Source organism: Jilunia laotingensis, from assembly GCF_014385165.1.
Taxonomy (GTDB): Bacteria; Bacteroidota; Bacteroidia; order Bacteroidales; family Bacteroidaceae; genus Bacteroides; species Bacteroides laotingensis.
This window is the reverse complement of sequence record NZ_JACRTF010000001.1, coordinates 366,445-391,926: the sequence shown is the minus strand read 5'-3', so window position 1 is coordinate 391,926 and position 25,482 is coordinate 366,445. Positions and strand designations below refer to the sequence as shown.

The 25,482-nt window shown below is 39.3% G+C and carries 14 protein-coding genes; 7 read left to right on the top strand and 7 right to left on the bottom strand.

Going from position 1 to position 25,482, the window contains the following annotated elements:
• Nucleotides 1-117 precede the first annotated feature (117 nt).
• The 3 genes from H8744_RS01665 to H8744_RS01655 all read right to left on the bottom strand — a co-directional run bounded on the left by H8744_RS01665 (nt 118) and on the right by H8744_RS01655 (nt 4,855).
• The gene (locus H8744_RS01665) at nt 118-1,353 is read right to left on the bottom strand and encodes an Mfa1 family fimbria major subunit (protein ID WP_262433180.1); all 1,236 of its coding nucleotides are present in this window, start codon (nt 1,351-1,353) and stop codon (nt 118-120) included.
• 1,459 nt (nt 1,354-2,812) lie between these two features.
• Entirely contained in the window at nt 2,813-4,267 is a 1,455-nt protein-coding gene (locus H8744_RS01660) for a DUF3868 domain-containing protein (protein WP_262433179.1), read from the bottom strand.
• An 18-nt stretch (nt 4,268-4,285) separates the two neighbouring features.
• Nucleotides 4,286-4,855 (bottom strand): DUF3575 domain-containing protein, encoded by a 570-nt coding sequence (locus H8744_RS01655; RefSeq protein ID WP_262433178.1) that lies wholly within the window; start codon nt 4,853-4,855, stop codon nt 4,286-4,288.
• Between the two features lie 458 nt (nt 4,856-5,313).
• Between H8744_RS01655 and H8744_RS01650 the strand changes: the two genes are divergently transcribed.
• The 5 genes from H8744_RS01650 to H8744_RS01630 all read left to right on the top strand — a co-directional run bounded on the left by H8744_RS01650 (nt 5,314) and on the right by H8744_RS01630 (nt 12,842).
• A complete protein-coding gene (locus tag H8744_RS01650) occupies nt 5,314-5,937 on the top strand; it encodes a DUF5033 domain-containing protein (protein ID WP_262433177.1) in 624 nt (207 codons plus the stop codon).
• A gap of 263 nt (nt 5,938-6,200) precedes the next feature.
• The gene (locus H8744_RS01645) at nt 6,201-10,379 is read left to right on the top strand and encodes a hybrid sensor histidine kinase/response regulator transcription factor (RefSeq protein WP_262433176.1); all 4,179 of its coding nucleotides are present in this window, start codon (nt 6,201-6,203) and stop codon (nt 10,377-10,379) included.
• Between the two features lie 53 nt (nt 10,380-10,432).
• Nucleotides 10,433-11,185, top strand: coding sequence for a tRNA pseudouridine(38-40) synthase TruA (gene truA / locus H8744_RS01640; RefSeq protein ID WP_262433175.1), 753 nt, complete (start codon nt 10,433-10,435; stop codon nt 11,183-11,185).
• A gap of 41 nt (nt 11,186-11,226) precedes the next feature.
• Complete coding sequence (locus H8744_RS01635) at nt 11,227-12,126, top strand: DMT family transporter (RefSeq protein WP_262433174.1); 900 nt, start codon at nt 11,227-11,229, stop codon at nt 12,124-12,126.
• Between the two features lie 26 nt (nt 12,127-12,152).
• Entirely contained in the window at nt 12,153-12,842 is a 690-nt protein-coding gene (locus H8744_RS01630) for a DUF3256 family protein (protein WP_262433173.1), read from the top strand.
• A gap of 23 nt (nt 12,843-12,865) precedes the next feature.
• On the opposite strand, the gene H8744_RS01625 is transcribed toward H8744_RS01630, so the two are convergent.
• From H8744_RS01625 to H8744_RS01615, 3 genes are all read right to left on the bottom strand, one after another.
• Nucleotides 12,866-13,954 carry a phosphotransferase enzyme family protein gene (locus tag H8744_RS01625; RefSeq protein WP_262433172.1) on the bottom strand — a complete coding sequence of 363 codons (1,089 nt, stop codon included), beginning with the start codon at nt 13,952-13,954 and terminating at the stop codon, nt 12,866-12,868.
• A gap of 37 nt (nt 13,955-13,991) precedes the next feature.
• Nucleotides 13,992-17,342 carry a glycoside hydrolase family 2 TIM barrel-domain containing protein gene (locus H8744_RS01620; RefSeq protein ID WP_262433171.1) on the bottom strand — a complete coding sequence of 1,117 codons (3,351 nt, stop codon included), beginning with the start codon at nt 17,340-17,342 and terminating at the stop codon, nt 13,992-13,994.
• Nucleotides 17,343-17,617: 275 nt separating this feature from the next.
• Nucleotides 17,618-19,030, bottom strand: coding sequence for a Gfo/Idh/MocA family protein (locus H8744_RS01615; protein ID WP_262433170.1), 1,413 nt, complete (start codon nt 19,028-19,030; stop codon nt 17,618-17,620).
• Nucleotides 19,031-19,343: 313 nt separating this feature from the next.
• Between H8744_RS01615 and H8744_RS01610 the strand changes: the two genes are divergently transcribed.
• Together H8744_RS01610 and H8744_RS01605 are read left to right on the top strand one after the other, a co-directional pair.
• Nucleotides 19,344-21,086 carry a hypothetical protein gene (locus tag H8744_RS01610; RefSeq protein ID WP_262433169.1) on the top strand — a complete coding sequence of 581 codons (1,743 nt, stop codon included), beginning with the start codon at nt 19,344-19,346 and terminating at the stop codon, nt 21,084-21,086.
• Nucleotides 21,087-21,264: 178 nt separating this feature from the next.
• On the top strand, nt 21,265-23,232 hold the full coding sequence (locus H8744_RS01605) for a T9SS type A sorting domain-containing protein (protein ID WP_262433168.1): 1,968 nt from the start codon (nt 21,265-21,267) through the stop codon (nt 23,230-23,232).
• 209 nt (nt 23,233-23,441) lie between these two features.
• On the opposite strand, the gene H8744_RS01600 is transcribed toward H8744_RS01605, so the two are convergent.
• Nucleotides 23,442-25,403 carry a T9SS type A sorting domain-containing protein gene (locus H8744_RS01600; RefSeq protein WP_262433167.1) on the bottom strand — a complete coding sequence of 654 codons (1,962 nt, stop codon included), beginning with the start codon at nt 25,401-25,403 and terminating at the stop codon, nt 23,442-23,444.
• Nucleotides 25,404-25,482 lie beyond the last annotated feature (79 nt).

Below are 25,482 nucleotides of genomic sequence, written 5' to 3'. Positions count from 1 at the left end.
TTTATTGCTTTGAAAGGAAATGTTTTGTTTGGGATGAATCCTTAAGGGAAAAACGGAAGGGAAAAAGGAGGGAACCTCCGTTCCCTTCCGTTTTGGGTTTGTTTATGTGTGATGCAATTAGAGTTCAAAAGAGAAATCGTTAACAGTCCAATCTGCGATATTTACAGTTAGTTTTAATTGTGTTGGATCTGGATCTGGAATATCTGTTGTAGGATAACCTAATTTAGTAATACCTGTTACAGTTAATTTATACAGATTATTTCTAATAATTTCAGTGCTGCCAGTAGCTGTTTTTATCGGTTGAATATAATAGCATTTTCCATCAATATACATATCAACGTAATATTTAGTCTTTAATTTAGCTTGTATTTCAGCTGGTGTCGTTGCTCCTTCCAAATCGAATGATGCTACTCCATATTCTTTGGCTAAATCTACAAGATTTAAGAAAATTTCATTATTCCATACGTAAAAAGTTGCTGCATTTTCTTCACCAATTCTAGCTTGTGCTTCATAAATGATACATGTACTTCCCACTTGAATTGGATCATTATTGTTAACTGCTATTCTATTTTCCATGCAATAAGTAGATACACCTTCTGCCTTATTAAGTTTCCAAGCATAGTTCAGGGTACCATATTTTTGCAAATAGTTATCATAATTTGCATCGTTAACACTTGTATTTCTATCTAATACATATGAGTCCTTAACTAAATTGATATAAGTATGATTTAACAAAGAAATATTCAATTTTTTTGATTCAGGTACTGTTTCTGAAGGAGTTACTTCAAATGCAGTGGTAGGAGACATTTCTGTTAATTTTGCACATACGCGTTCAACTGGAATAATAGCTTCATTTAGAGTATTTGCTATGAGTGCTTTTTGTATAGCTTTACCATCGGTGTTGCTCATTAAGAATGAATTGTTTTTGGCAATTCCATCTGCAAGATAATCTAAGGCAGAACTAGTTGATGCAACCTGAAGATTTGCAAGAACACCACTTTCAAGAGCTTCATTGAGTTCTGTATTTGAATTTAAAAAAGCATATATGTTTACATTTGTTCCAGCTGTAACATCGAATGGTTCAACTGTAACTGTTTGCCCATTTCTAGAGAATTTATCTGAACTAATTGTTTTTACCTTTCTAAAATTACCATATTCCAACACAACAGTAAGATTGCTAACATCTACTTCTTCAGTTGTATTCTCTGCTCTTGTTGGGGTAGGAAATGCCAAAGCAATTCTCATTTGAGCGGTTTCACCTTCTGGAACATTAATGATCTGATCATCTTCATTACTGCAAGAAACCATTGCCATTGCAGCTAAACTTGCTAAAAATAAACTTCTAAGTTTCATAATTTTATTAGTTTAATTGATTAATATTTTATTTTTCTTGTTTTTGAATTTGTACTTTTATATAAGGAGTACTTTCCTTTTTTTTAAATCCAATCTTTCGATTGCTTTTTTTGAGAGAGAGTCATTATTATACATGTTTATTAAATAATAATGTGGGGACCCTGTTCATGTGTGAGATTCTTTTGGATTTGGAAGATCCTTATCTTATAAGGAGGAGACTTCCTGTGGAGTGTTTCTTTTTTCTGAAGGATTGTTTCTTGTTTGTTTTTTGTTCATAACTATGTTTTGTTTATTTTTCAATTTCTGTTTCTCTAGGCACTCCTCATATTTAAAGAAGAAAAGAGAGAAGCTGTTTCTTTGAAGGAGCAGCATATCCTTGTCTTAACCTGACGATGCAAAGATAGAGGCTAATAACGGATTCGCTGGATGGCGTTTTTCTCAAAATTGTGGGATGTTTTCTGCAAAAATATAGGAAGAGGTAATATGGTATGTGTTTTTATCAAAAATGAATGATTTGCGGCTTAATTCTCACCGTATGGTGGGTGAATTCACGCAAATTCTTATTGCTTTTTCTTCCGAAAATCGATCTTTTTTCAAAGAAAATTATATGATTTTTTTATTTGGAGTACTTGAGAAGTCGATGATGATTTTAACTCTCATCCATTTGAGAAGATTTGGGATAGTAGGGACAAAATGATAATGCTATCTTGAGAAAGCTGTCTTGGTTGATAAACCGGAGATATTTGAGAGAATTAAAAAGATCTGTATGTTTTTGAAGGATGTCCAAGTGTCAATTTGACTATTTGTCTTTTTATGACGTTTTAAATGCTGGATTTCGACTCATGGATGCGTTGGTCCGGAAAAAACGGACTGTAGCTCGATCGGGAATTTTGCGTTTTGTCAATGAAAACATGTTTAATGGTGTGCGGTGCATGCATTTCTTCTGTATTGATTATAAATGACAAAGCATATAGCGCATGTTGATTCATTTTTGATACTTCAATTCTCTTCTTCTGTTCAGGACAAATAGAGGAATAATGCTGATGTTAATAGTGCTTTTGTGCCATAAAAAGGTTGAATGTGATGGCTGTGGACATTTCATTTGCTGGTTATAGTTACTTAATCTGTTGGATATAGCTATTCAATCTGCTGGATATAGTAATCCAATCTGTTGGGAATAGCTATTTCATATCTTAGCGAGGGCTATTTCATGCCTTCAGGAAGGCTTGTAGGGGAGTTCGTCATTTTGAATGTTGCTATGAATGGCGTTATTTCTCATTTTTTTGATAGGCAGCGGTTAGCAAAAAGGAGAATAAAACTGCTATTTGACACTCTTTCATTCATAAGACGAGCATTTATGAACTACCACTAAATAGGACTGCCGGATAAGTTTCATGGGAAAGAACTTATCCGGCAGTTGGGAACGATTTATTGAGGTATGGAGAAAAGCTTGTATTTCTTATTCTACAGGGAAGTTTCTTTGTTTAGCAATTTCGTGTAGATTCGTTTCCGCTTCTGCTATCCCGGCTGATTTGGCACGGACGAAATACTGCTCGGCTGTGTCCAAATCACCTTCAATCAATGCTATTACACCCAGATTATTCAGAGTAGCTCCTTCGTTCGGGTCGGCTTTGGCAATATACTTTTTAGCAACAGTCAGGTCTCCACCTTTCTGTATTTCCATGGCAGCAGCGTTGAGATTGGCTGTTGCATCGTTCGGGAACATCAAGGCTGCTATCTGGAAGGCATGGTTGAATTCTTCACTTCCCGGTTCGTAGGTCTGGGCGAGATTGAATATCTCTTGCAGGCTCAACTGCTGCGGATGAGTGTTGATGATTTCTTTAGTCTCTTCAAGATTGAAACCGCGAACTGTATAAGATACGGTGTAGTCTGAATGGCGTAAGGCTGGATAACACTCTGTCAGCAGGAACCGGTAAGTTTCAGAGCCTACCAGTCGGGCAATGCGTTTTTCCTTGACATCCATATCTTTTTCGTCCTCATCCATGATTCTCAAGATGTCTTCTTTTTGGGTTAAGGCGGAATTTTCTACAAATTTACGGAAGCCTGCCCAGTCTTCCGGAGTAGATGACATGGTAATAAGTCCTTCGGGGAAGTCGTAGTAATTGCGGACATAACTTAACAAAGCTGCCGTACGCCCTTTGGCCAAACGTGCATTGTTGGCGTAACCACCTTCGGGTGAGGCATAACCTTCAAGGCGTATACCGGTGATAGAGATGTTTTTATCGTTGCGGATCGTGTCTATTGTGGCACGTATTTTTGCCAATTCTGTCTGGTTGCGGCGATATTCGGGATAAATCACAGTTTTGTTGACCGGATAATCGAGGAACGCGCTGCCTTCTACCGCACGGCGTTTGATCTCTTCGGCTTGAGGAGTGATGTAAGCAATGGCGGGTTGAAGCTTGATACGTTCTATGTTCAGTGTGGTAATTGGGTCGAGTGTATTGGCTTCTACCAAATTACGGCAACCGCAAAGGTCGCAATCCATCACTAAGTTTGCTTTTTGCATCCAAGCCTCATACGGAAGTTGTACCAGATAGTTCACCTTTTGTTCCGTTTTACGTTTGCGGTGTAAAATTGTGAATGCGTCTTTCGGCAGACTGTTGTTACGCTCGTTGACGAGTGCGCGTTTCCGTCCGTAAACAACGATTGGAGGGAGAGCCTTGGTGTGCCCGTTAGCTTCCAGTATCGGGGTAAGGGTAGCCGAACGGTTGGACGAAATCTTCATGTTTGCTTGCATGATGATATCCATGGCGATGGTCAGGCGATTGTCGTCACTCCGGGTCACGGACTGATTTTCTACGCGTATCTGGTCTTTATATACGACAGTAGACTGGGCGAGGGATTTTACTCCCGGCAATATCATTAATATAATAAGGTATATTACTTTTTTCATATCGTTTGCAGCGTTTGTTTAAAATAAATAGATTAAACTGATAGCAGCCTTGGTAGGCCCGAAGTAGTTCTTGTGGCTTTTTTCAAGTAGCTCAGCGCATTCTTCACAAATGTATTTCTTATAAGATACGCGTGCATAGCCGATACCGATGTTGGCTTCTATGTTCCAGTGTTTGCTCATGATCCATTGGTACCCATAGGAGATTCCGGCTCCATAGAAGTTTCCTTTGAAGCGGTGATCCTTTAGATTGTCCCAGATGCCCCAGGGCATATCGATCCCTGCTACCTGGTAGACTCCTCCGTGTGCGTGAATACCGATAAAATGTCCGTTGAAACGGTCGCAGAACCAATAGCGGAATTCCGGTTGGAAGGCGAGCATCTTGAACATTTTGGTCTTACTCTTTTCCCAAGGGTTGTAATTGGCATACAAATCCAAGGTATACTTCTTACTCAGGCCGATTTCGGCTCCCAGGTTAATGGTTTTTGTGATATCCATTAACACATTCGTCTTAATACCTACTACCTGTCCATATATTAAGGTAGAGGCGAACAAACAAACGATTAAAAACAATTTTCTTTTCTTTTCCATATGCGTGGTGGCATTGTTTTGTTTGATAGCAAAAGTAGTTCGATTCTTAATAACTGTCAATTGGCATATTCATCTTTGTTCGGAGGCAATTCTTGCAATTCTATCCATTCGGTGAGAGGAATATCTGTTATAAGTGGTGAATTAATCTTTTAAGGTGGTATATCATTCAATTTCCTTGAGGTGGTATTTCTTGCATGCATCTGTGTTTGATTCACCAATGGTTGGCGAATAATAAGTTGTAAATTCTATCCAAGCACTTGTATAGGGTGTAAATCGTTCAAAAAAGATAGGTGAATCATTCATTTTTTCTCGAAAAAGTTTTTTTAGTACGAATAAAACACCTATGTTTGCATCAGAACAAACAAATGGTGGTCCCCTTGAGGAATGCAAACGAAACAAACTTTATTAAAAACAAAAAGAATTAATAATAAGCAAACAAAAAAATTGGAGGACCAATTATGAAGACTATTTATTCATTTATCGTTATCGCAATCGTATTAGGTTTCACTTCTTGCTCAACTGCAGAGAATGAAACAATCGAAGAAAATTCTCTTTTTGAATCAGTGAAAAGTACTTATGGAGTAGAAAATGCTTCATATAATGTAGCCGATGCAGGTAATATTCCGGCCGTTTCGACTGAAGAAATGCGCGGTGTGTTAGAAGCTTTGCGTCAGAACAGTAAGACAATGCATGATTGTACTTTGACTACTGATGGTAAGTATGAAAAGGTAATCATGACTGGGAATTATAAAGCTGATACTCGCAGTGCTGCTGCCGGTGAAGGATTTGTTTTGAATGTAGCACTGAAATTCAGTAACGAAAAAGATCAGGTGTATTATTGGGGTACCGATTACTCTTATTCTTCAGATCTGTTTGACTGGCGCGCACAAGGAATGTCTCTTGCTCCCGTAGTAGGTGGTGACGGTTATACATACGGTTTTGAATCACAGAGCTATCTTTATTTCAAAATAATCGATGAGGGTGGATTATTGGTTAAGGTTCCAATCGTATTTAAGGGTGATTATAACTTCCGGAATCAAGCTGGAACATATAGTTTTCAATTGTTGAAATATAGCAAGTAATCTTGCAACACAAAAAAGTTGAGGCATACTCAAAACAAACAATCGTAAAAATGAGGAATGCACAAAACAAACAATATTATCGTGTATAAGTAAATAGTCACTTATATTGCGGTCCTCTGAAGAATCCTGCTCATGAATCCCATGGGCGGGATTCTTTATTTTCAAGGTGTATCGGGGACAAAAAAAATAAGTTTTTTTATTATAGATTCTCTGTTTGATGTTTTTTAGTTATATTTGTAACTCCATTTGGAAACAATAAAGTAATGACCACCACTATTTGTGCGCAAATGAAACAGCCTCTTACGAAAGTTATATTGATAATACTTTGCCTCCTACTGGCTCCGTACTACTCTTATTCTTTGCCATTTTATGGTAATACGACATTAGTTACCTTGAAAAGTGGATTGAACAATAATACTATTTATGACATTCATAGCGGTAAAAAGAATTTCATATGGTTTTCAACCGATATGGGGCTTAGTCGTTTTGATGGATTCAGAGTTAGGAATTACCCTTTGGTCACTAAGCATGATTCACTCTCGCAACCGGTTATTCATGCTGTCCGATCCATATCGGAAGATATGGAAGGGCTGTTATACCTCCAGCTATTGCAAGGTGGAATTGCTTGCTTTGATCAGGACGGGGGGACTTATTTACCGGTATTGTTTGAAAGGCCGTTTGATGCCTGGACAATTACTTCTTTGTATGCAGTAAACAGTCAGCTTTTATATATAGGTACGCGTAATGGCCTTTACACAGGTACGGTGGTTCGTTCTGGTAAGGGGGAGGATGAAAAGATAATGGTTGATGTATCTGCACAACCTTTGATAAAAGGGAATATAACGAATCTTCATGGCGCTGACGGAAAGTTTGTTTTTGTGGTTGTCGACCAGACCCGAATAGCTGTTTGTGATGTTTTGTCCGGGAATGCTCGGATGTTGGACAGGAAAGAGGGTAAGGGGAAAATTACCTCGATTTATCAAAAAGGAGATTATCTGTGGGTCGGTGCTTTGCAGAGCGATATAGAGTGTTATGATTTACAGAAAAATACTTCGCGGGTAATACATGATGCGGGGAATTCCGGTTATCCCCGTATTTCGGATGCTTATGTGACAGGCATTGTCCGTATGGATGAGAATGTTTATTGCGTTTCTACCTGGACGGGGCTTTATCGGCTTAAGTTCGATTCGAGAGATTTGATTCAGTCGGCTTGCAAGATCGATCATGTGGATCGCTTTCATCAGATCGGAATGGATCAACAAATAACAGATTTGTTTTGGGATGATACTCAGAAACTATTATGGGTAGGTACGTTTGGTAGCGGAGTCTTAAAAGTTGATTTTACGGAAGATGCCTATAATCGGCTTGATCAGCAGATAAATGCGGATGTGACAGAGATCGAAGAGGACATGAAAGGTTTTGTATGGATTACTACCGGTGATGGTAGGGTGTTGCGCAGTGCGGGCAATAAACTTGAGGTGAATACTTCTTTTGTGCCTTGGACGAAGGGGCTAAAGGCGGAGGCAAATTACCGTATGTATAAAGACGGACGCGGGCGCTTATGGTTTGGGGATAAATCGGAAGAAATAGTGTGTATTGATCCATCAACGGATGAAGTCACTTCTTACCGTTTGGAGCCAAAAGGTATAAGTGATTTCAAGGGTACGATAAATAGTTTTTGTCTGGATTCCAGAAACAGGTTGTGGATAACTTCAACGGAAGGATTGTTACTGTTTAATTTGTCGGATAATCAGTGTAGCTTAATTTCTCTGGAAGATAAAGTCAGAAAGGTGAAAATTGTGACTGCTGTAGCAGAAGATAAAGAAGGTAATATTTGGCTGGGAACGGATGCCGGCTTGAAACGAATCGAGTTACATGGAGACAAGGGGGTATTGCTGGGTGATTATGAACAGGAAGCAGGATTACCGATATCGGCTGTATATTCTATATATGTGAATAGTTACAATCAGATTCTGGTATCTTATACTGATAAGATCTTACGTATCGACGGGCGTGAAAAAGATAAAGTGGAAAGTGCTTTTACTTTGTTGAATGGGCTGAGTAGCGGACATATCTTTTGTATGGTCGATGATCAGAATGGAAATACATGGGTAGGCAGTAACTCGGGCATAATGACAATCCGAAATGACCGTACTTCATTTTATAATTATGGATCGTTTGGCAATTGCAACAGGGTTTGTCGTCTTCGTGACGGACGCTTGTTGTGGGCTAACTCATGGGGATTGATTTTCTTTGATCCTCTGTCAGCAAAGTTAAATTCGAATAAGGACCAATTATGCATGTCGGATGTGCGGGTGAATGGTGAACCGGTATCCGTAGGGGAGGAAGTGAATGGGCAAGTCATTCTTTCCGAATCGCCCGATTTGCAACGTGAATTCGTGTTTAATGCGAATAATGATGATTTCACCTTCTATTTTTCTGATATGCAATATGGGATGATGGAGCGGAAAATGGCTTACCGGCTGTTGCCGGATGAGGAATGGAAGATGGAAACATTGGAGAATGGCATTTCATACAGACGGCTCCCGGTGGGAAATTACACATTACAGGTGAAACTTGTATATCCTGATGCCAGTGAAGGCGAACTGATCGAAATTCCGATTCGTATAAAAACACATTGGTGGAATACAGGATGGGCTTATATAGGATATGCATTGTTCTGCTTCGGAGTCTTTGCTGTGGTCTTTTACTATTTGGACCGTAAAGCTAAGAGACGTGAATTGCATAAAGCACATGAAATGGAATTGAAAGAAACGCTAAATCTGTCAAAAATGAAACAAGAACAAAAACAGGAGATAGAAACAATGCGTAACCAGTTGCTTACGATATTCGTGCAAGAGTTACGCACACCGCTTTCCCTGATCATAGCACCGCTGAAGGAGATGTCGAATGAAGTCACTTTGCCACCGGGAATGCTTTCCAAGGTGAGAGTGGCATATCGTAATTCGTTGGGCATGTTGGATGCATGTAATCAGTTGCTTTCCATATATACGCAACGTCCATTGGCGGAGAAACTGAAAGTTGCTTCTTATTCGGCAGATAAGATTGTGGATGAAGTTGTATTTTCCGTAAGTGAACTGGTTAAGATCAATCAGATCGATTTCCAATATGAAAAGAGGACGCGGAAAGAGATGGAATTATGGGTGGACAAAGGGCGCATCCGCTTTGTGCTGCATAATTTGATATCCAATGCTTTCAATCATGTGCGTCTATCCGGCTCGGTGCATTTATTTATGCAGGAAACTGTCCGTGAGGGTATCCATTATTGTACTATTGTCGTATCGGATAACGGTAAGTCTCAGGTAAGGGATGTAAGGCAGGCTGTGGAAGAAGGCTTGAAAACCGATCTTACCGGAATAGAATTGGGATACGACGTTATGGAAAGAGTGATTTCTTTGCACCACGGAACTATTGCAATGAAGAGTGAAGAAGGAGAAGGAACGGAAATAACGATCGATCTGCCTATAGGAAAAGAGTTGTTGGAAAATGATCCGAATATCATTTTCGTGGAACAGGTTGATGAAGAGGAAGTTCTTGAACCGATTCCTTTGGTACGGGAAGTCCAGGAGAAAGTGCTTGCTCCCGAAGAAATAGTACCTCAAATTGTTCACGAAGCTCCCGTATCTCCGAAAGCTAAAAAGACATTGTTGATCGTGGAGGATCATAAGGATATCCGGCTTTACCTGAAAGTGCTTTTTGGCAAGGATTATAACATACTGATGGCAGTAAACGGACAAGAGGGTGTAGACATGGCTGTGAAAGAGCAACCTGATCTGATTCTTTGTGACGTGATGATGCCGGTAAAAGACGGGTTTGAGTGTTGTCGGGAGGTGAAGGAAGGATTGGACACTTGCCATATACCGTTTATCATGCTGACAGCGAAGGTTGAGGATGAAGACATCATTCATGGATTGGAACTGGGAGCTGATGACTACATTTTAAAACCGTTCACACCGGGAATCCTGAAAGCGAAGGTTCGGAACCTGATAAATGGTCGTATTAATCTGAAACAGATGTATACGAAACTTTTGATGGTCCCGGAGAACGGAGGTGAGGGCGAACATGCAGAAGATGGTGAAATCTCGAAGATGGAAGATCCGTTCATCAGTTCGCTGGTGAAGATTATCGAAGAGAACATACGGGAAGCGGATTTCAATGTGAAGAAACTGGCATCCGAAATGAACATGAGCCAGCCTACACTATATAGAAAGGTAAAACAGAGTACGGACTTCACCATCATCGAATTAATAAGAGGTGTGCGCATGAAAAAGGCTGCCGTCTTACTGAAAAAGAAGATTTATGCCGTACAGGAAGTGGCGGAAATGGTGGGATATAATGACATTCCTACATTCCGCAAGCATTTTGTGGATGCTTTCGGGACTACGCCCTCCACCTATGCGAATTCGTTGGAGAATTCCTGATTCTCGATTAAAATAATTACCTTTGCACGCAAAACCATTATTCGGACAAGAGCGTGCAAAGGTATTTTATTTATTTAGCTTATGACGGGACCAACTATCACGGTTGGCAGATACAACCCAACGGAGAAAGTGTGCAAGAATGCCTGATGAAGGCGTTGAGTACTTTCCTTAGAAGAGAGGTAGAAGTGGTGGGAGCCGGGAGAACGGATGCCGGTGTACATGCTTCATTGATGGTGGCGCACTTCGATAATGAGGAGGAATTGGAACCATCGGCTGTGACAGAAAAACTTAACCGGTTGTTACCTCCCGATATTTCAGTTTATAAGGTTTGCAAAGTACGTTCGGATGCACATGCCCGTTTTGACGCAACGGCTCGTATGTATAAGTATTATGTGACTACAGCCAAATATCCTTTCAACAGACAATATCGTTGCCGTATTTATGGTTCGCTCGATTTTGACCGGATGAATGAAGCTGCCCATACCTTATTTGACTATTCGGACTTTACAAGTTTCAGCAAGCTGCATACGGATGTGAAAACCAATCTTTGTAAAATCATGCAAGCTCGATGGACACAGGAAGATGATACCACATGGGTATTTACCATTCAAGCTGACCGCTTCTTGCGAAATATGGTGCGTGCGATAGTAGGTACATTGATTGAAGTAGGCCGTGGCAAACTCAGTGTCGATGGTTTCCGGGAAATCATTGAACAGAAAGACCGTTGTAAAGCTGGTACTTCCGTTCCCGGCCATGCTCTCTTTCTTGTCAATATCGACTACCCTCCCGAAATTTTCGGTCTTTGATTCTCGCTCTTAATTCTTTATTTATCATTCTTCACTTAAATATGTGGTTATTACTTGCCTTTCTTTCTGCCGCCTTGCTGGGATTTTATGATGTTTTTAAGAAACATTCGTTGAAGGATAATGCTGTCCTTCCTGTGTTGTTTCTGAATACCATCTTTTCCAGCTTGATTTTTTTACCGTTTATCTTGCTATCTGCGTATACACCGGAATTATTGAGCGGTACAATGTTTTATGTACCGGTTGTGGGTTGGGAGGTACATAAGTACGTTATAGTAAAATCGTTTATCGTCTTATCCTCATGGATACTAGGCTATTTTGGAATGAAACATTTACCATTGACAATTGTAGGTCCGATCAATGCCACTCGTCCTGTGATGGTTTTGGTTGGTGCGATGTTGATATTCGGTGAACGGTTGAACCTTTATCAGTGGGTCGGAGTATCATTGGCAATACTTTCGTTTTTTATGTTGAGTCGTTCAGGAAAGAAGGAAGGCATTGACTTTACCCATAATAAATGGATTTTTTTCATTGTTGCTGCGGCTGTAATGGGGGCTATCAGTGGATTGTATGACAAATATCTGATGAGGCATCTCAATCCGATGCTGGTACAAGCATGGTATAACGTATATCAGGTTTTTATAATGTGTCCGATACTTGCGTTGCTTTGGTATCCGAAACGTAAGAGTACTACGCCTTTCCATTGGAAATGGACGATCATCTTGATCTCAGTTTTTCTTTGTACAGCGGACTTTGTATACTTTTATGCATTGAGTTATCAGGATTCCATGATATCCATCGTTTCGATGGTTCGTCGAGGCAGTGTTGTGGTGTCGTTCCTGTTTGGAGCATTACTCTTCCGTGAAAAGAATTTAAAAAGTAAAGCTATTGACCTGATCCTGGTGCTGATTGGAATGTTCTTCCTATATTTGGGAACAAAATGAGATTGATTAATGATTAAAAATAAATAATGAATAGCGGAGGGATGGAAATGATGGAGTTGGAAAAGAGTAAAAGAGGATGGGGAGTAGTATTTATACTTTTGGGCTTATTTACTATGGTTCCATTACAGGCTCAGAAGCAGGCAAAAGAGCTGTTTGTTCATATACCAGATTCTATGTGTCCGATTCTTACGTCTGTAAATAGAGCAGATTGTATCGATTTTATCGAAAGCAAGATGAAAGCGAAGGTTGAAAATCGCTTTGGACGTGAGTCGGAAATGACTGCTTTGACAAATGATTATATCCGTATGCAAATGTCTTCACAAAGCTCTTGGCAGATGAAGTTATTGGCAACGAGTGATAGCACACAGGTGATATGTACCGTCTCCACGGCATGTGCACCGGCATGTGACAGCAGTATTCAGTTCTATACAACGGATTGGAAGGAACTGCCATTAAATGATTTCTTATCTACTTTGCCGACAATGGACGATTTTCTTGAAACATCGGATTCTGCTTTCTCTTATAAATATAATGATGCCCGGATGAAAGCTGATATGCTATTGATGAAAGCGGATTTATCCGAAAAGGATAATTCGCTGACATTCACTTTTATGACTCCTGAATATATGGATCAAGAAACTGCGAAAGAACTGACACCATTTATCCGTCGTCCCATTGTCTACATTTGGAAAAACGAGAAGTTCGTGAAAGAGTAATCATTCATTTTTACGTTTCAATCTTATGATTTCTCCCTTCTCTCCTCGATAAATTCCTTCATCTCCTGTGTGTGCGCTTCAACACTTTGCAGCAGTTTGAACTGTGCTTTGGTACGTACCAGATTGTGTTCGGGGTATTTAATTTTATAATACGTATCTCCATTGATATAATCAGCAAGGAAGCGTACACATTGCATATAAGGGAAGAGTGCGGCAGCATATGGTAAGTTTTCAATCTCTACCGGGGTAAGGAAGGAATGGGCACCTTCCAGATAGCCTTTGGTAAATGCTTTGAAAATTTCCATATTGAAGTTGACACGGCTGAGGTCTTTGTCATCTTCTTCTCCCGTGTTTGCTCCTGTACGTAGAAAGTCGCCATAATCGGAGAATATGAAACTGGGCATTACCGTATCGAGATCTATTACACAGAGAACTTTTCCATCTTCATCGAACATCATGTTGTTTACCTTTGTATCGCAATGGCAAACTCGTTTTGGTAGTTTTCCTTCACGATACAGCCGTTCCGCTTTGCACATTTCTTCAGCACGTTTTTCAATTTCATCGATGTAGTAGCGGACTTCTTTTACTCTTCCGGATGCATCAACGGTGACTGCATCGCGTAATTGTTTCAATCGGAATTCCATGTTATGGAAATCAGGAATGGTTTCACCCAATGTTTCAGAAATATCGGCCAACTTTGCCTGGAAATCACCGAAGGCTACTCCAGCGTAGTATGAATATTCGGGATTAACCGTTTCATATGTTTTAGCACGGGGGATAAACACCATGACACGCCAATAGCTTTCTCCGTCATACCAATATGTTTTGTTGTTATCGGCAGGAATGAAATGCAGGACTTTACGTTCGATGTCTGTTTCTCCCGATTCCGTTAGTTTACGGTGGATATGTTTGGTTACGGAAGCAATATTATTTTGCAGCATCTCTACATTCTGGAAGATGGCGTGATTGATGCGTTGCAGCACATAGTCGGGTGAGTCAGCGACTGTGGTTACTTTGTAAGTATCGTTGATAAGTCCGCTACCTAATGGGGCGATTTCTTGTATAGTTCCCTGTATTGCAAAGTGTGAAACTATGTCTGTCAGGTTTTTCATGAATTTTATTTTTAAAGTAAGTTTATATGCTGCTTCTTTATTGAGGGATCAAAGTAAATCCCCATTGATAACTCTGGTTGGCAGGAATGGTGTAAGCTGGTTCGGGACGGGCTCCCCAACTGTTGTATCCGGCTACTCCTTGTTGCTTCATGTCAATGCATACTTCTACAAAGTCGCGAGGTGTGATGTCGTTCACATGATGCATTCTTCTCAATACGTTCCGGGCGGCTTCCTCATCATGGTTGGCAACTTCTTCCGGAGAGAGATTGGGCCATTGCCGTGGGTGAGGAAGGGCTTCTTCTGAATCAAAATCCTCGATTGAATTGCGCAGTGCATTGAATCCGATGATGCTGTCTGCGACAATTGTCAACCCTTTATTCCCTTTTTTACTTAGGTTGATCCAGCGCGTGTCGGTATGGTGACCGTTTTCTTGTGGCCGGACATAATTGTAATACATCTTGTCGGCAGTGGTTCGGTACAGATCGATCAAAGTTCCTGCATTACGGTCGATGTAGTTCTCTTCCGGGCCACGGCCGAAATATTCCACTTGATTCATATCTGCCGGAAGTCGGAAACGAACACCTATGCGCGGTACCTCTAGTAAAGATGCTTCCCTGCGTGCAGCGTCATTGCCGGGAGTGAATGTTGCCATACGGGTGGCTTCGGATATCTCGTCAGTAGCGGCTTCCATATCGGTGGATGTAAAGTGTACTCCGACCTTCACTACTCCGGAAGGATGGATTTTATAAGTCATGATGTATAGATTGCCGGCTGCTAATAAGTAGTTGACTGTGAGAACTGCCGTTTTGCCTTCCATGACTATGTCGGCATCTGCCACATTGAAATTATTGCTCGATTGTTTCCAGACTTGCAAACGTTTCGGGGCTCCGTTACCATAATCATTATCATTCGGAGCCCGCCAGAAATTGGGCTGAATGCCGAAACCGTCTTTGAAATATTCTGTGCCGTTTACCTTATACGAAGTAATCAGCCCGGTTGTTTTATTGAAAACGAAGTTAACCTTGGAAGAAGTTGCAATCAAGTTTTCTCCCTCCGTACTGATTTTCAATTCCGGCCCGTTCACTGTCGGCATGGGGCGGGGTAAACTCTCGATGGGAAGGCGGAATTGTTCGTAAGCAATAGTATGACCAATCGGTAATGCAATTTCCGGCTCCGTAGTCGTGACCATGAAGTTCACGAAATATTCAGTTCCCGGTTTGGATTTTAGGTTTCCAAATGGAAGGGTAAACTCTTTTGTGGTTTGCGGCTCGACATCAAAATGCATTTTTCCGGTTTTTATTGCTTTTCCATTTGCTTTGATGGCATAAGATACCGCATATTTCTTTAGATTTGTGAAATAAAAGCGGTTTTTTATAAGGAATTTACCGTTTGTAATATCTGTCGCTTCAAAAGCCACATTCTGATGTGCATACTTCACCTCCGCCATAGCAGGGTGGGGGGTACGATCCGGATTGACTATTCCGTTACAAAGAAAGTTTCCATCACTGGGTGAGTTTTCACCATAATCACCTCCGTATGTCCAGTATTCCCGACCATCTTGGTCTTTCTCAAGGAGTCCTTGGTCTACCCAATCCCAGATATATCCTCCTTGCAGATTGGGATATTTATAAATCTCTTTCCACTGATCCCATAAGTTCCCGGTAGAATTTCCCATGGCGTGAGCGTATTCGGAGGGTACCACCGGGCGGTCACTCCCCTGTTTGCCTATTTGAGCTAACCAGTCTGCACCCGGATATTGGGGTACGTACATGTCGGTATTCCATTCCCATTGGGCACGCTCATAATTTACCGGACGATCCATCAGTTCTTTATCGGCATTTTTCATCCATAGGTAAGTCTGATAAAAATTATATCCGTTTCCGGCTTCGTTTCCTAATGACCAAAAGGTAAGGCTGGGATAGTTTTTATTGCGTTCGAACATATTGATCGTCCGTTCCATATGAGGCTTCAGCCATTCGGGGTTGTTTCCGAGGCTACCTCCTTTACGCAGGTCGTAGTACATGCCGTGGCTTTCTATATTGGCCTCGTCATAAACATATAACCCATATTCATCGCATAGTTCGTAGAATCGTCTGCTTTGGGGGTAATGGCAAAGACGGACTGTATTCAGATTGTTCTGCTTCATAAGCTCAAAGTCGCGACGCATAAGTTTCTCTGTGACGTAATGTCCGGTTTCGGGATTATGTTCGTGGATGTTTACTCCTTTTAATTTCAACGGCTGTCCGTTGATAAATAATAATGTATAAGGCTTTCCGCTTTCTGCTCTCAGCTCCGTTTGTTTGATTTCTATTCTTCTGAATCCTACATTGAAAGGGATGATTTCAGTGATTCTCCCTTCTTCTTTGACGGTCATCAAAAGCTTGTACAGGTTGGGCTTTTCGGAAGTCCAGGTACAGATTTCAGGGAATGTTTTCTCAAATGACAGGGTACGGACTTGTCCGGCCGGTACGGAAGCCATTTGTTCTTCTTTGGCTATGATTTTACCTTGTTTATCCAATAGCTCATAAACCACGGATAGATCGGTGGGAGTGGTACGGTGATTGCATAGATCTGTGCTTAGGGCAAATATTCCTTTTTTGTAACTTTCGTCCAGTGTTGATTTTACCCAAAAGTCTTTCAGTGCTGCTTTGGGCTGAGAGTATAAAAACACATCCCGTTCGATGCCGCTGATACGCCAGAAATCCTGACATTCCAGATAGGAGCCCGTACTCCAGCGGAATATTTTCAAGGTAAGTACATTTTTTCCGGGAGTGATGTATTTATTAATCAGGAATTCAGCAGGATTCTTGGAGTCTTCATTATAGCCGACTTCCTTTCCATTGATATAGACATAAACTCCGGACTTTGCTCCGGCTATGTGGAGATATATGTCTCGTCCGTCCCAATTAGATGGAATTTCTATGTCCCGGCGATAGACTCCTACCGGATTTGCTTCGGGCAATAGGGGTGGTTGCGGATTGCGTGGCTTGAATTCATAACCGTGATTTGTATAAATAGCTACCCCATGTCCTTGAACCTCCCAGTTTCCCGGTACTTGTATGTCTTCCCAATTGTCGGTGTCGATAGTTGGAGATGTGATATTGGCGGGCAGGTCTTTGTATGAATTTACAAAAAAGAATTTCCATGTGCCGTTGAGTAGTTTATAATAAGGACTTTCTTCAAATTTACCGGAGAGTGCATCGGAACGATTGTCATAGGTCATAAATGAAGTGCGGGGAGGTTCTTTGTTTACCGAAACTACTTGTGTATCTTGCCAATAGGGCTTTTGAGGTTCATTATCCGCCATTAGGAGGGGAGAAGTTATTAAAAATATACCGGAAAGAATACCGGAGAGATGAAGCTGAAATTTCTTTCTTATGTTTCCCATATAATATTAAACTTATTAGAATAAAAGATTTCTTATCATAGAATTAAGATACAAATATATAAAGTTATAAATCTTCACACACTTTTTAGCTTGGTCTTTTAAGAGAAAATAACTGGATAGAGATTGCACAAGAGGGATAAAATGAATATATAAAGCAGATAACGACAGGTTGTGTTATTTATCAGATGATAAGTCGGACAAATCTGTCGATATCTGCTTGTTCTGTATACTATGAATTTATAATACTATAGAATCATAAAGTGGTTATACCTTTTCTATTGTTGAGCAAAAGCGTGTTTGTAACCTTGTACTTTGTTCCAGCCTCCGCGTGTGAAGTCGGGCACTGCAACCGGAGCAGAGTTGTTTTCAATCGAGAGACGGGTTAAATCGGCCATACAGCACCATTCGGCTAAATCGTAAACATCCATATCAAGAGGCAGTCCGTTACGCAAACAATAGACAAGGCGATAGTCCATGATATAATCCATACCTCCATGACCGCCTACCTTTTTGGCAGTTTCTTCCAGCTCTTTGTGGATAGGGTGTTTGTATTTCTCCATTAATGCTTTTTTTACATCTTCCGAAACGGAACCGTGCGCATTTAAGTCTTCATGGTTGGGAATAATGTCCGAAGAAACCTGAGAAGGACGAAGACAATATTCTTCGATCGGATATTTGCTAGCATAACCGTCTGTTCCAGTTAATTGATACATACGGCTATAAGGCCGGGGAGTCATTACATTGTGTTGGATAAGCATCGTTTTCCCGTTTTCCGTGCGTATGAGAGTGGATGTCTGGTCGCCATTCTGGAAATCGTTCACCTCTTCACCGGTTGTTTTTTTTATATATGCGGGACCGTTTACAGCTTTAGTGTCCATTGAAACCAATGTTTTCATGCGGTCACCCCGATGAATGTCCAGTAATTGGCAAGCGGGACCCATGCCATGAGTGGCATATACATCTCCGCGGTGATTCTGGTTGTAATCCATACGCCAGTTGTTCCAATAATGTTTCCAGAAGTCTTCAAGATTGTGGATATAAGAACCCTCTACGTGGAGTATATCCCCGAAAACTCCTTGTTGAGCCATGTTAAGAGTGGTCAGTTCGAAAAAGTCGTATACGCAGTTTTCCAATTGCATGCAGTGTTTACGTGTTCTTTCGGAAGTATTGATCAATGCCCATATTTCGTCCAATGACATTGCAGCGGGTACTTCGATGGCTGCGTGTTTGCCATGTTCCATAGCATAAAGTCCCATTTCAGCGTGGTGTTTCCAATCCGTTGCGATGTAGACCAGATCGATATCGTCACGATCGCACAATTGTTTCCAACTGTCTTCACTTCCCGAATAGGCAGCTGCTTTGGGCAGACCAGCGTTTTCAAGTATTTTTTGTGAGTTTTCTACCCGTTCGGGAAGGATGTCGCAAAGTGCTACAATCTTAGTGCCGGGTATGTGAGTAAATCGTTCTACTGCTCCCGGTCCACGCATGCCAAGACCTATGAAACCGACTCGTACGGTGTCCAATTTTTCGGTTATCAGATTGATCACATCCGTTTGTCCCGCAGGACGTTCGGGTACGGCTACTTCAAGGGGTTGGAGAGTCTGTGGAGCATTGTTCTTGTTGGAGGTACAAGAAATACATGCCAGTAAAGCGAGTCCTGTTAATAAGGAAGTCACGTGTTTTAACATGTCTCTAAATTTTAATAGGTTAATAATTATGATTATTCGATTATCAATTTCCGAACTTACAAATATAAGTTTTATTTGGATATGTCGATTATTAAATGAATAAGATAATTCATTCTACATTACAAATCTGGTGGAAAACAAAAGTTTTAGCTCTAATTCTTAGTAGGAAAGTGATAGCTTATTGGAAAAAAAAGGATATTTTTGTAGACTGAACACACATGCTTACCAAATGAAACTTTTACTGTATTTAATCTATATACTATGTTTTGCATACATAACTTTGTTTTATGGTTGTGCTGAAAAAGATCACCCTTTGCTTTCAGAACTTGTTTATATTGATTCGATTGTAGATGAAAAACCGGATAGTGCGGCAGTTTTGCTTTCCCAAATACCTTTTGAGCATAAAAAGGCCGATAAAGAGAGCGAAGCTCTGTATCATTTGTTACAGATAAAAATTGCTCTTCTTTTGGGTGATGAATTAATCTCCGATTCTATTATTAATCCTGTAATCGAATATTATGAACATACGAATGATAATCACAAATTAGCTTATGCATATTTGTGCAAAGCGAAAAATTGTTTCTTTTCGGGTACTGATTCAATCAGTATGCTATATATTCTGAAAGCAATTGATAAAATAAAATCGATTGATAAACCTGTATTGTCTATTGAGATTTATAACCATCTGGGAATGATCTATTTATTTCAGAACTTGCCTAAGAACTCTCTTCAGGCATTTAGAAAAGTATATGGGAAAACGGATATGGTATCCCGTAAATATTACTATAAGCCTCTTTTGCTCAGGAATATAGGAAGGGTATATAATCTGAAAACTATTTTAAACAAGGCTAAAGACACTCTTTCACGCGATACGTCATTACTTTATTATAGGGAGGCGTTAACATTTATAGCAGATAATACACCGCGAGATTTGACCAGCTCCTTATATCGCGAAATCTCTACCATTTATGTGTTTAAGAAAGATTATCCGAAAGCCCTTGAATATTTGGAACTAAGTAAAGACTCTATGGAGCTTTTACGCTATTATGGAAGGAAAGCGGATATCTTTTTAGATTTGGGAGAACTGGATTCTGCAAACTATTATTGTGAAAAGTGTTTGACAGGACAAAATATCTATTCAAAATGTTCCATATATAATAGGTTGTATAATATAGAACGAACTAAGAAGAATTATTGGAAAGCCTTGAAATATGCTGATACTCTGTTTGTTTTAAATGATAGTATGAATGCTCATATTATTCCCGGTGAGATTATGAATATTCAAAAGAAATATAGTGAAGAAAAGCATAAAGCTGAAAAAGCCATTCTACAGGTTAAATATGAGAAAGAAAAATCCCACTCTTTACTCGTATCTTTCGTAGTTGTCATACTTCTTTTCTTTTGTACGTGTATTTATATCTATAGTTATCTGAAAAAGAAAAAGCTACAACAATCTCTATTACAGCAAAAAAATGAATTGTTACTTTTGAATCAGAAGATACAGCAGTGGAATCAACAGGTTGAACTTAGTCAAAGCAAAATTCAACAATTAGAACAGGAAAAGGAGCAGATTGAATCTGATTTGTATGTTATCGCCAACGAAAAGGAATCTGCTTTAAAGAGAAAAGAGGAGGAGTTAGCGGGCTACCGAAAACAAAAATCTGAAATGTCCACTCAAAAAAGTCAATATGAAGAATTATACTTGATAGAATTGAAGAAACTGTTTTTGTCACTTCCTTTATCTCGTAAAATACCAGTGTATGGTACGGATAATGCAGTGGTAGAAAAGTTAAATACTCATTCTCAAGAGCAATTGATGAATATAATGGATGAGATTTGCTATAATTTTGCTTCCAGACTTCATCTTTTGCTTCAAGAATCCACAGAAAAGACTTGTCTTTGTTGCCTCATTAAGCTACAAGTGAAACCTAAATATATTATGGCTCTCTGTGATCTCGGAAAGGAAGCCTATTATAAACAATGTCAGCGAATAGCAGAAAAACTCATTGGGAAAAGTAGTATCTCGGGATTAAAAGAATACCTCGATTCATTCTGATTGGGTGAGTTTTTTAGTTTGATGTCCACTTTTTGTTTTGTTATAATATGCTAATTTATTGATTAATAGTGCTTTGTTTGGTGATGTTTTTATATTTATGTACAATTCTTTTCTTTTAAAGCGTGGTAGTTTTGCTTCCAGACATTCTGAAATATTAATCTAATAAAATTAAATGCTTATGAAAACAAAATTATTACTCTCATTCTGTGTAGTATTTATTTTATCTTTATCGAGCCATGCTTACGCACAATTTGAAGTAAAGGACGAAGTAGATTCTTCTATGAGAAATAGCCGGAAGGTGTCAAAAGCGAATGACGACAATGCAAACAAACTTGTTTATGCTTTTTGCAGTGATGAGATAGGAAATAGGGCTGAAGTAGGGCGTGATGTTGAGTTACGTGCTTATTTGCGTATACCCGCCAAACAATGGAAAGGTTGTAAAATCACCAATGTTGAATTTGGATTTGCCTATGAAGTAGGAAAAGACAGTTACATGTTTATTAGCAAAGACTTAGATGCTGATCCTATAGTAAAGCAATATTATCAGTGTGATACTATTGCCGTTCCCGATGAAGGATATATTGGATGGAAAAATGTTCCTTTCGATGAACCGTATACAATTGATTCCGATGATGATTTGTATGTAGGTGTGTATACAATAGAACAGGATCCATGGGGAACTTTTGGACTAGATAATCTTCCACCTATTCCCGGAGCAAATCTTGCAAGTTTCCGTCGTCCGGGAAAAACAGAGTGGACTTACCAGGAACTCCCGAGTAATTTATCTATAAAGGTTATAATTGAAGGAGAAACTATCCCGCAGAATCATATGCGCATTTTTACTTATTCGGTAGATAAGCTATATTATAAAGCGGGAGAAAATATGGAAATAAACGGTACTATCATTAATGAAGGTGTCAAGCCTGTAGAATCTTTTGATATTACTTATCAATTAAATGACAATGAATCTGTTACTACCCATGTATCTGATGTTGTTCTTCAACCAATGGAGTTTTATGATTTCGATTTGGAGACTTCTATAACCAAAGAGGGTAGAGGTAATTTAATATTGACTGTTTCCAATCCGAATGGAAAGCCCGATGATTTTCAGGAAACTACTTCTGTGGAGTATGATAGATTTGGTTGTGTACTTAAAAAAATACAGAAAAATGTATTAGTTGAAGAAATAGTCGGTACGGATGATAAGGGGGCTGCTGCCGCTGCTGAGATCATTAAAGATGCTATTGACAACTCGGACAGAAAAGATAATATCATTTGGATACAAAATCACGGAATAGCTAATGACGAATATGCAATTATGGGGTTTGGTGATTACAGTATGTTATATTGGGATGCCGTATTTACACCGGCTGTAACATTGAACCATAAAGCGGAGATTCCCGGAACGTTTATGATGAATAGTGATGGAGAGAAAGTGCCTACTGAAGGAGAAATCTTTATAATTGATCAAGATTTTAGTGATCATCTGGAAACCTATTTGGATGAAGAAGAAGTCTTCTATTCGTTAGGTGTAGAGTGTGAAGTGGTTGATGATAATTTATTGAAGATAAAAATGACCGTCAAACCTGCTGTGGAAGGTCTATTCCCTTATATATATAATCCTGGTATCTCGCTTTTGCTTACAGAAGATAAAATTGTGGGCACACAAGCAGGTGTAGATGGAGAGTACATTCATAACGGAATACCAAGAGACTTTATTTATTATGATGATGATCCTGAATTTGCTATATTTGGTAAGAAAATTGATATACCGGATGATGGACTTACTCTTGAAACCGAATATGAAATTCCTGATGATTCATGGAAACTCGAAAATATGAATTTGATTTGTTATATCATGGACTCTGGTATGAGGATTGATAATGTTGTGTCATGTCCGGTTAAAGCCAATCCTGACGGACTGAAAAAGGAAACGGCTGAAAATGATTTTAATGTTGTTTATAATGATGGAAGCCTGCATATTGACGGAGATTTTGACAGTGCAAGATTGTTTTCAATGACCGGACAACTCCTGTTAACAACCAGTGTAGCAGATACAAACGTATCTTCATTGCCGGCCGGTATATATTGTGTACTCATCCAAAAGGGAAATCATTCTGTTTCAGACAAAATCGTGATCAAATAATATCTGTTAATAGTATATTAATGGAATAAACGGGAAAGGGAAGCACGCTCCATATGAGGGCCGCTTCCCTTTTTGTATGTTGTAATCTGATTGTTTGGTTAAGAATCATTACTGACCGTCGAGGATATTCAATGGCAGTAAATGAAGCTTCTTCATGTGCTAATATGGAGTTTGGTTATATCGAACTCTTTCTTTAGCATCAGATTATATTATTGGATTATAAACTTTTTGGATACGAAGCGGTTACCTTTTTGGATAAGTATGCAATAAATGCCTTTGTTTAGTTTTGAAACATTTATGTTTGCATTATTCGTTTCCATTACTGTTTGTCCGCTGATTGAAAGAATTCTGGCTTGATCGAAATCTCCGTCAATAAGCAAAGTACCATCCTTACAGTTAATTGCAAAATCGTTTTCAACTGTCTCTTTTTTCAGTCCGTCAGGATTGGCTTTAACCGGACATGACACAACATTATCAATCACCATACGAGCATCCATAATATAGCAAATCAAATTCATATTTTCAAGTTTCCATGACTTATCCGGAATAATGTATTTCGTTTCCAGTGTATAACCGTTATCAGATATTTCAATTTTATTTCCCACCATGCCGAACCTCGGGTCTTCGCTATTAATAAACGTTCTTGGGATTCCGTTGTGGACATAATCCCCATCAACACCGGCTTGCCTGCCAACAATATTATCTTCCGTAAGAAGCATAGCAAGATTGGGCCCAAATATAGAAGGAAATAGTCCTTCAATGGCAGGTTTAAGAGCTACTTTTATTTTTAATACATCGTCATCAATAACATCACATTCTGCATTTAAAGAATAAAAGACTTCGTCTTCCAAGATTGAATTTAAATGCTTTCCAAAATCATTGTCTATTAGGAATAATTCTGAGGTAGCAGGTACTTTCTCATTTTCCTCATTCAACATAAAAGTTCCTGATATAGCTTCTTTATGGTTCAAATTTACCGCTGGAGTAAAAATAGCACTAGCATAGAGCATGCTATAATTACTATATCCTTCAATTGTATATTCATCATCGGCTAATACATGGTTTTGTACCCAAATGATATTATCTTTTTTATCCGAGTTATCAATAGCCTCCTTAATGATTTCTGCAGCAGTGACGGCTCCTTCATCATCCGTCCCGACTATCTCTTCAACTAATACATTTTTTTGTATGCCTTTAGCCATGCAAGCGAATTTATCATATGTAACAGAAGTACTGCCTTGGAAATCATCTGGTTCTCCATTCGGATTGGACACTGTTAGAATTAAATTGCCTCTCCCTTCTTTAGATACAGTAGTGTCAAAATTGAAATCATAAATTTCCATCGGTTGAATAGCAACATCGGAGACATGTGTTGTAACGGATTCATTGTTATTTAATTGATAAGAAATATCAAAAGACTCTACAGGCTTAATACCTTCATTAATAATAGTGCCGTTGATTGCTACACTTTCTCCTATCTTATAATACATTTTATCGCTAGAGTGGGAATAAATGCGCATATGAGTTTGCGGAATGTTTTCTCCTTCAATTATAACCTTTATAGACAAATTACTGGGAAGCTCCTGATAAACCCATTCTGCCTTTCCCGGACGGCGGTAACTTACAAGATTTGCTCCTGGAATAGGCGTAAGATTATCTAGTCCAAAAGTTCCCCAAGGATCTTGTTGTATGGTATAAACACCCACATATAAATCATCGTCCGAATCAATCAAATAAGGTTCATCAAACGGAACATTTTTCCAACCAATATATCCTTCATCGGGTATGGCAATAGTGTCACATTGATAATACTGCTTCACTAAGGGATCAGCATTTAGGTCTTTGCTGACAAACATGTAACTATCTTTTCCTACCTCATAGGCAAATCCAAATTCTACACAGGTAATTTTACATCCTTTCCATTGTTTGGCAGGTATACGCAAATATGCGCGTAATTCAACGTCTTGGTCTACTCGAGCAGCATTATTTATTTCATCGCTACAAAAAGTATAGACAAGCTTATTTGCATTGTTCGCGTTAGCTTTCGACACTTTCCGAGTATTTCTGATAGAAGAATCTACTTCTTTCTTTACTTTAAACTGTGCATAAGCATGGCTCGATAAAGATAAAAGGAACACTACACAGAATGAGAGTAATAATTTTGTTTTCATAAGCATTTAATTTTAATTAGATTGATATTTCAGAATGTCCGGAAGCAAAATTAGTCTTTGTTGTAATAGCAAAAGTGGA

Bases quoted from the DNA above. Each gene is read 5' to 3' on its own strand.
- H8744_RS01665 (WP_262433180.1), bottom strand. From the start codon at position 1,353: ATGAAACTTAGAAGTTTATTTTTAGCAAGTTTAGCTGCAATGGCAATG.
- H8744_RS01660 (WP_262433179.1), bottom strand. From the start codon at position 4,267: ATGAAAAAAGTAATATACCTTATTATATTAATGATATTGCCGGGAGTA.
- H8744_RS01655 (WP_262433178.1), bottom strand. From the start codon at position 4,855: ATGGAAAAGAAAAGAAAATTGTTTTTAATCGTTTGTTTGTTCGCCTCT.
- H8744_RS01650 (WP_262433177.1), top strand. From the start codon at position 5,314: ATGAAGACTATTTATTCATTTATCGTTATCGCAATCGTATTAGGTTTC.
- H8744_RS01645 (WP_262433176.1), top strand. From the start codon at position 6,201: ATGACCACCACTATTTGTGCGCAAATGAAACAGCCTCTTACGAAAGTT.
- H8744_RS01635 (WP_262433174.1), top strand. From the start codon at position 11,227: ATGTGGTTATTACTTGCCTTTCTTTCTGCCGCCTTGCTGGGATTTTAT.
- H8744_RS01630 (WP_262433173.1), top strand. From the start codon at position 12,153: ATGAATAGCGGAGGGATGGAAATGATGGAGTTGGAAAAGAGTAAAAGA.
- H8744_RS01625 (WP_262433172.1), bottom strand. From the start codon at position 13,954: ATGAAAAACCTGACAGACATAGTTTCACACTTTGCAATACAGGGAACT.
- H8744_RS01620 (WP_262433171.1), bottom strand. From the start codon at position 17,342: ATGGGAAACATAAGAAAGAAATTTCAGCTTCATCTCTCCGGTATTCTT.
- H8744_RS01615 (WP_262433170.1), bottom strand. From the start codon at position 19,030: ATGTTAAAACACGTGACTTCCTTATTAACAGGACTCGCTTTACTGGCA.
- H8744_RS01605 (WP_262433168.1), top strand. From the start codon at position 21,265: ATGAAAACAAAATTATTACTCTCATTCTGTGTAGTATTTATTTTATCT.
- H8744_RS01600 (WP_262433167.1), bottom strand. From the start codon at position 25,403: ATGAAAACAAAATTATTACTCTCATTCTGTGTAGTGTTCCTTTTATCT.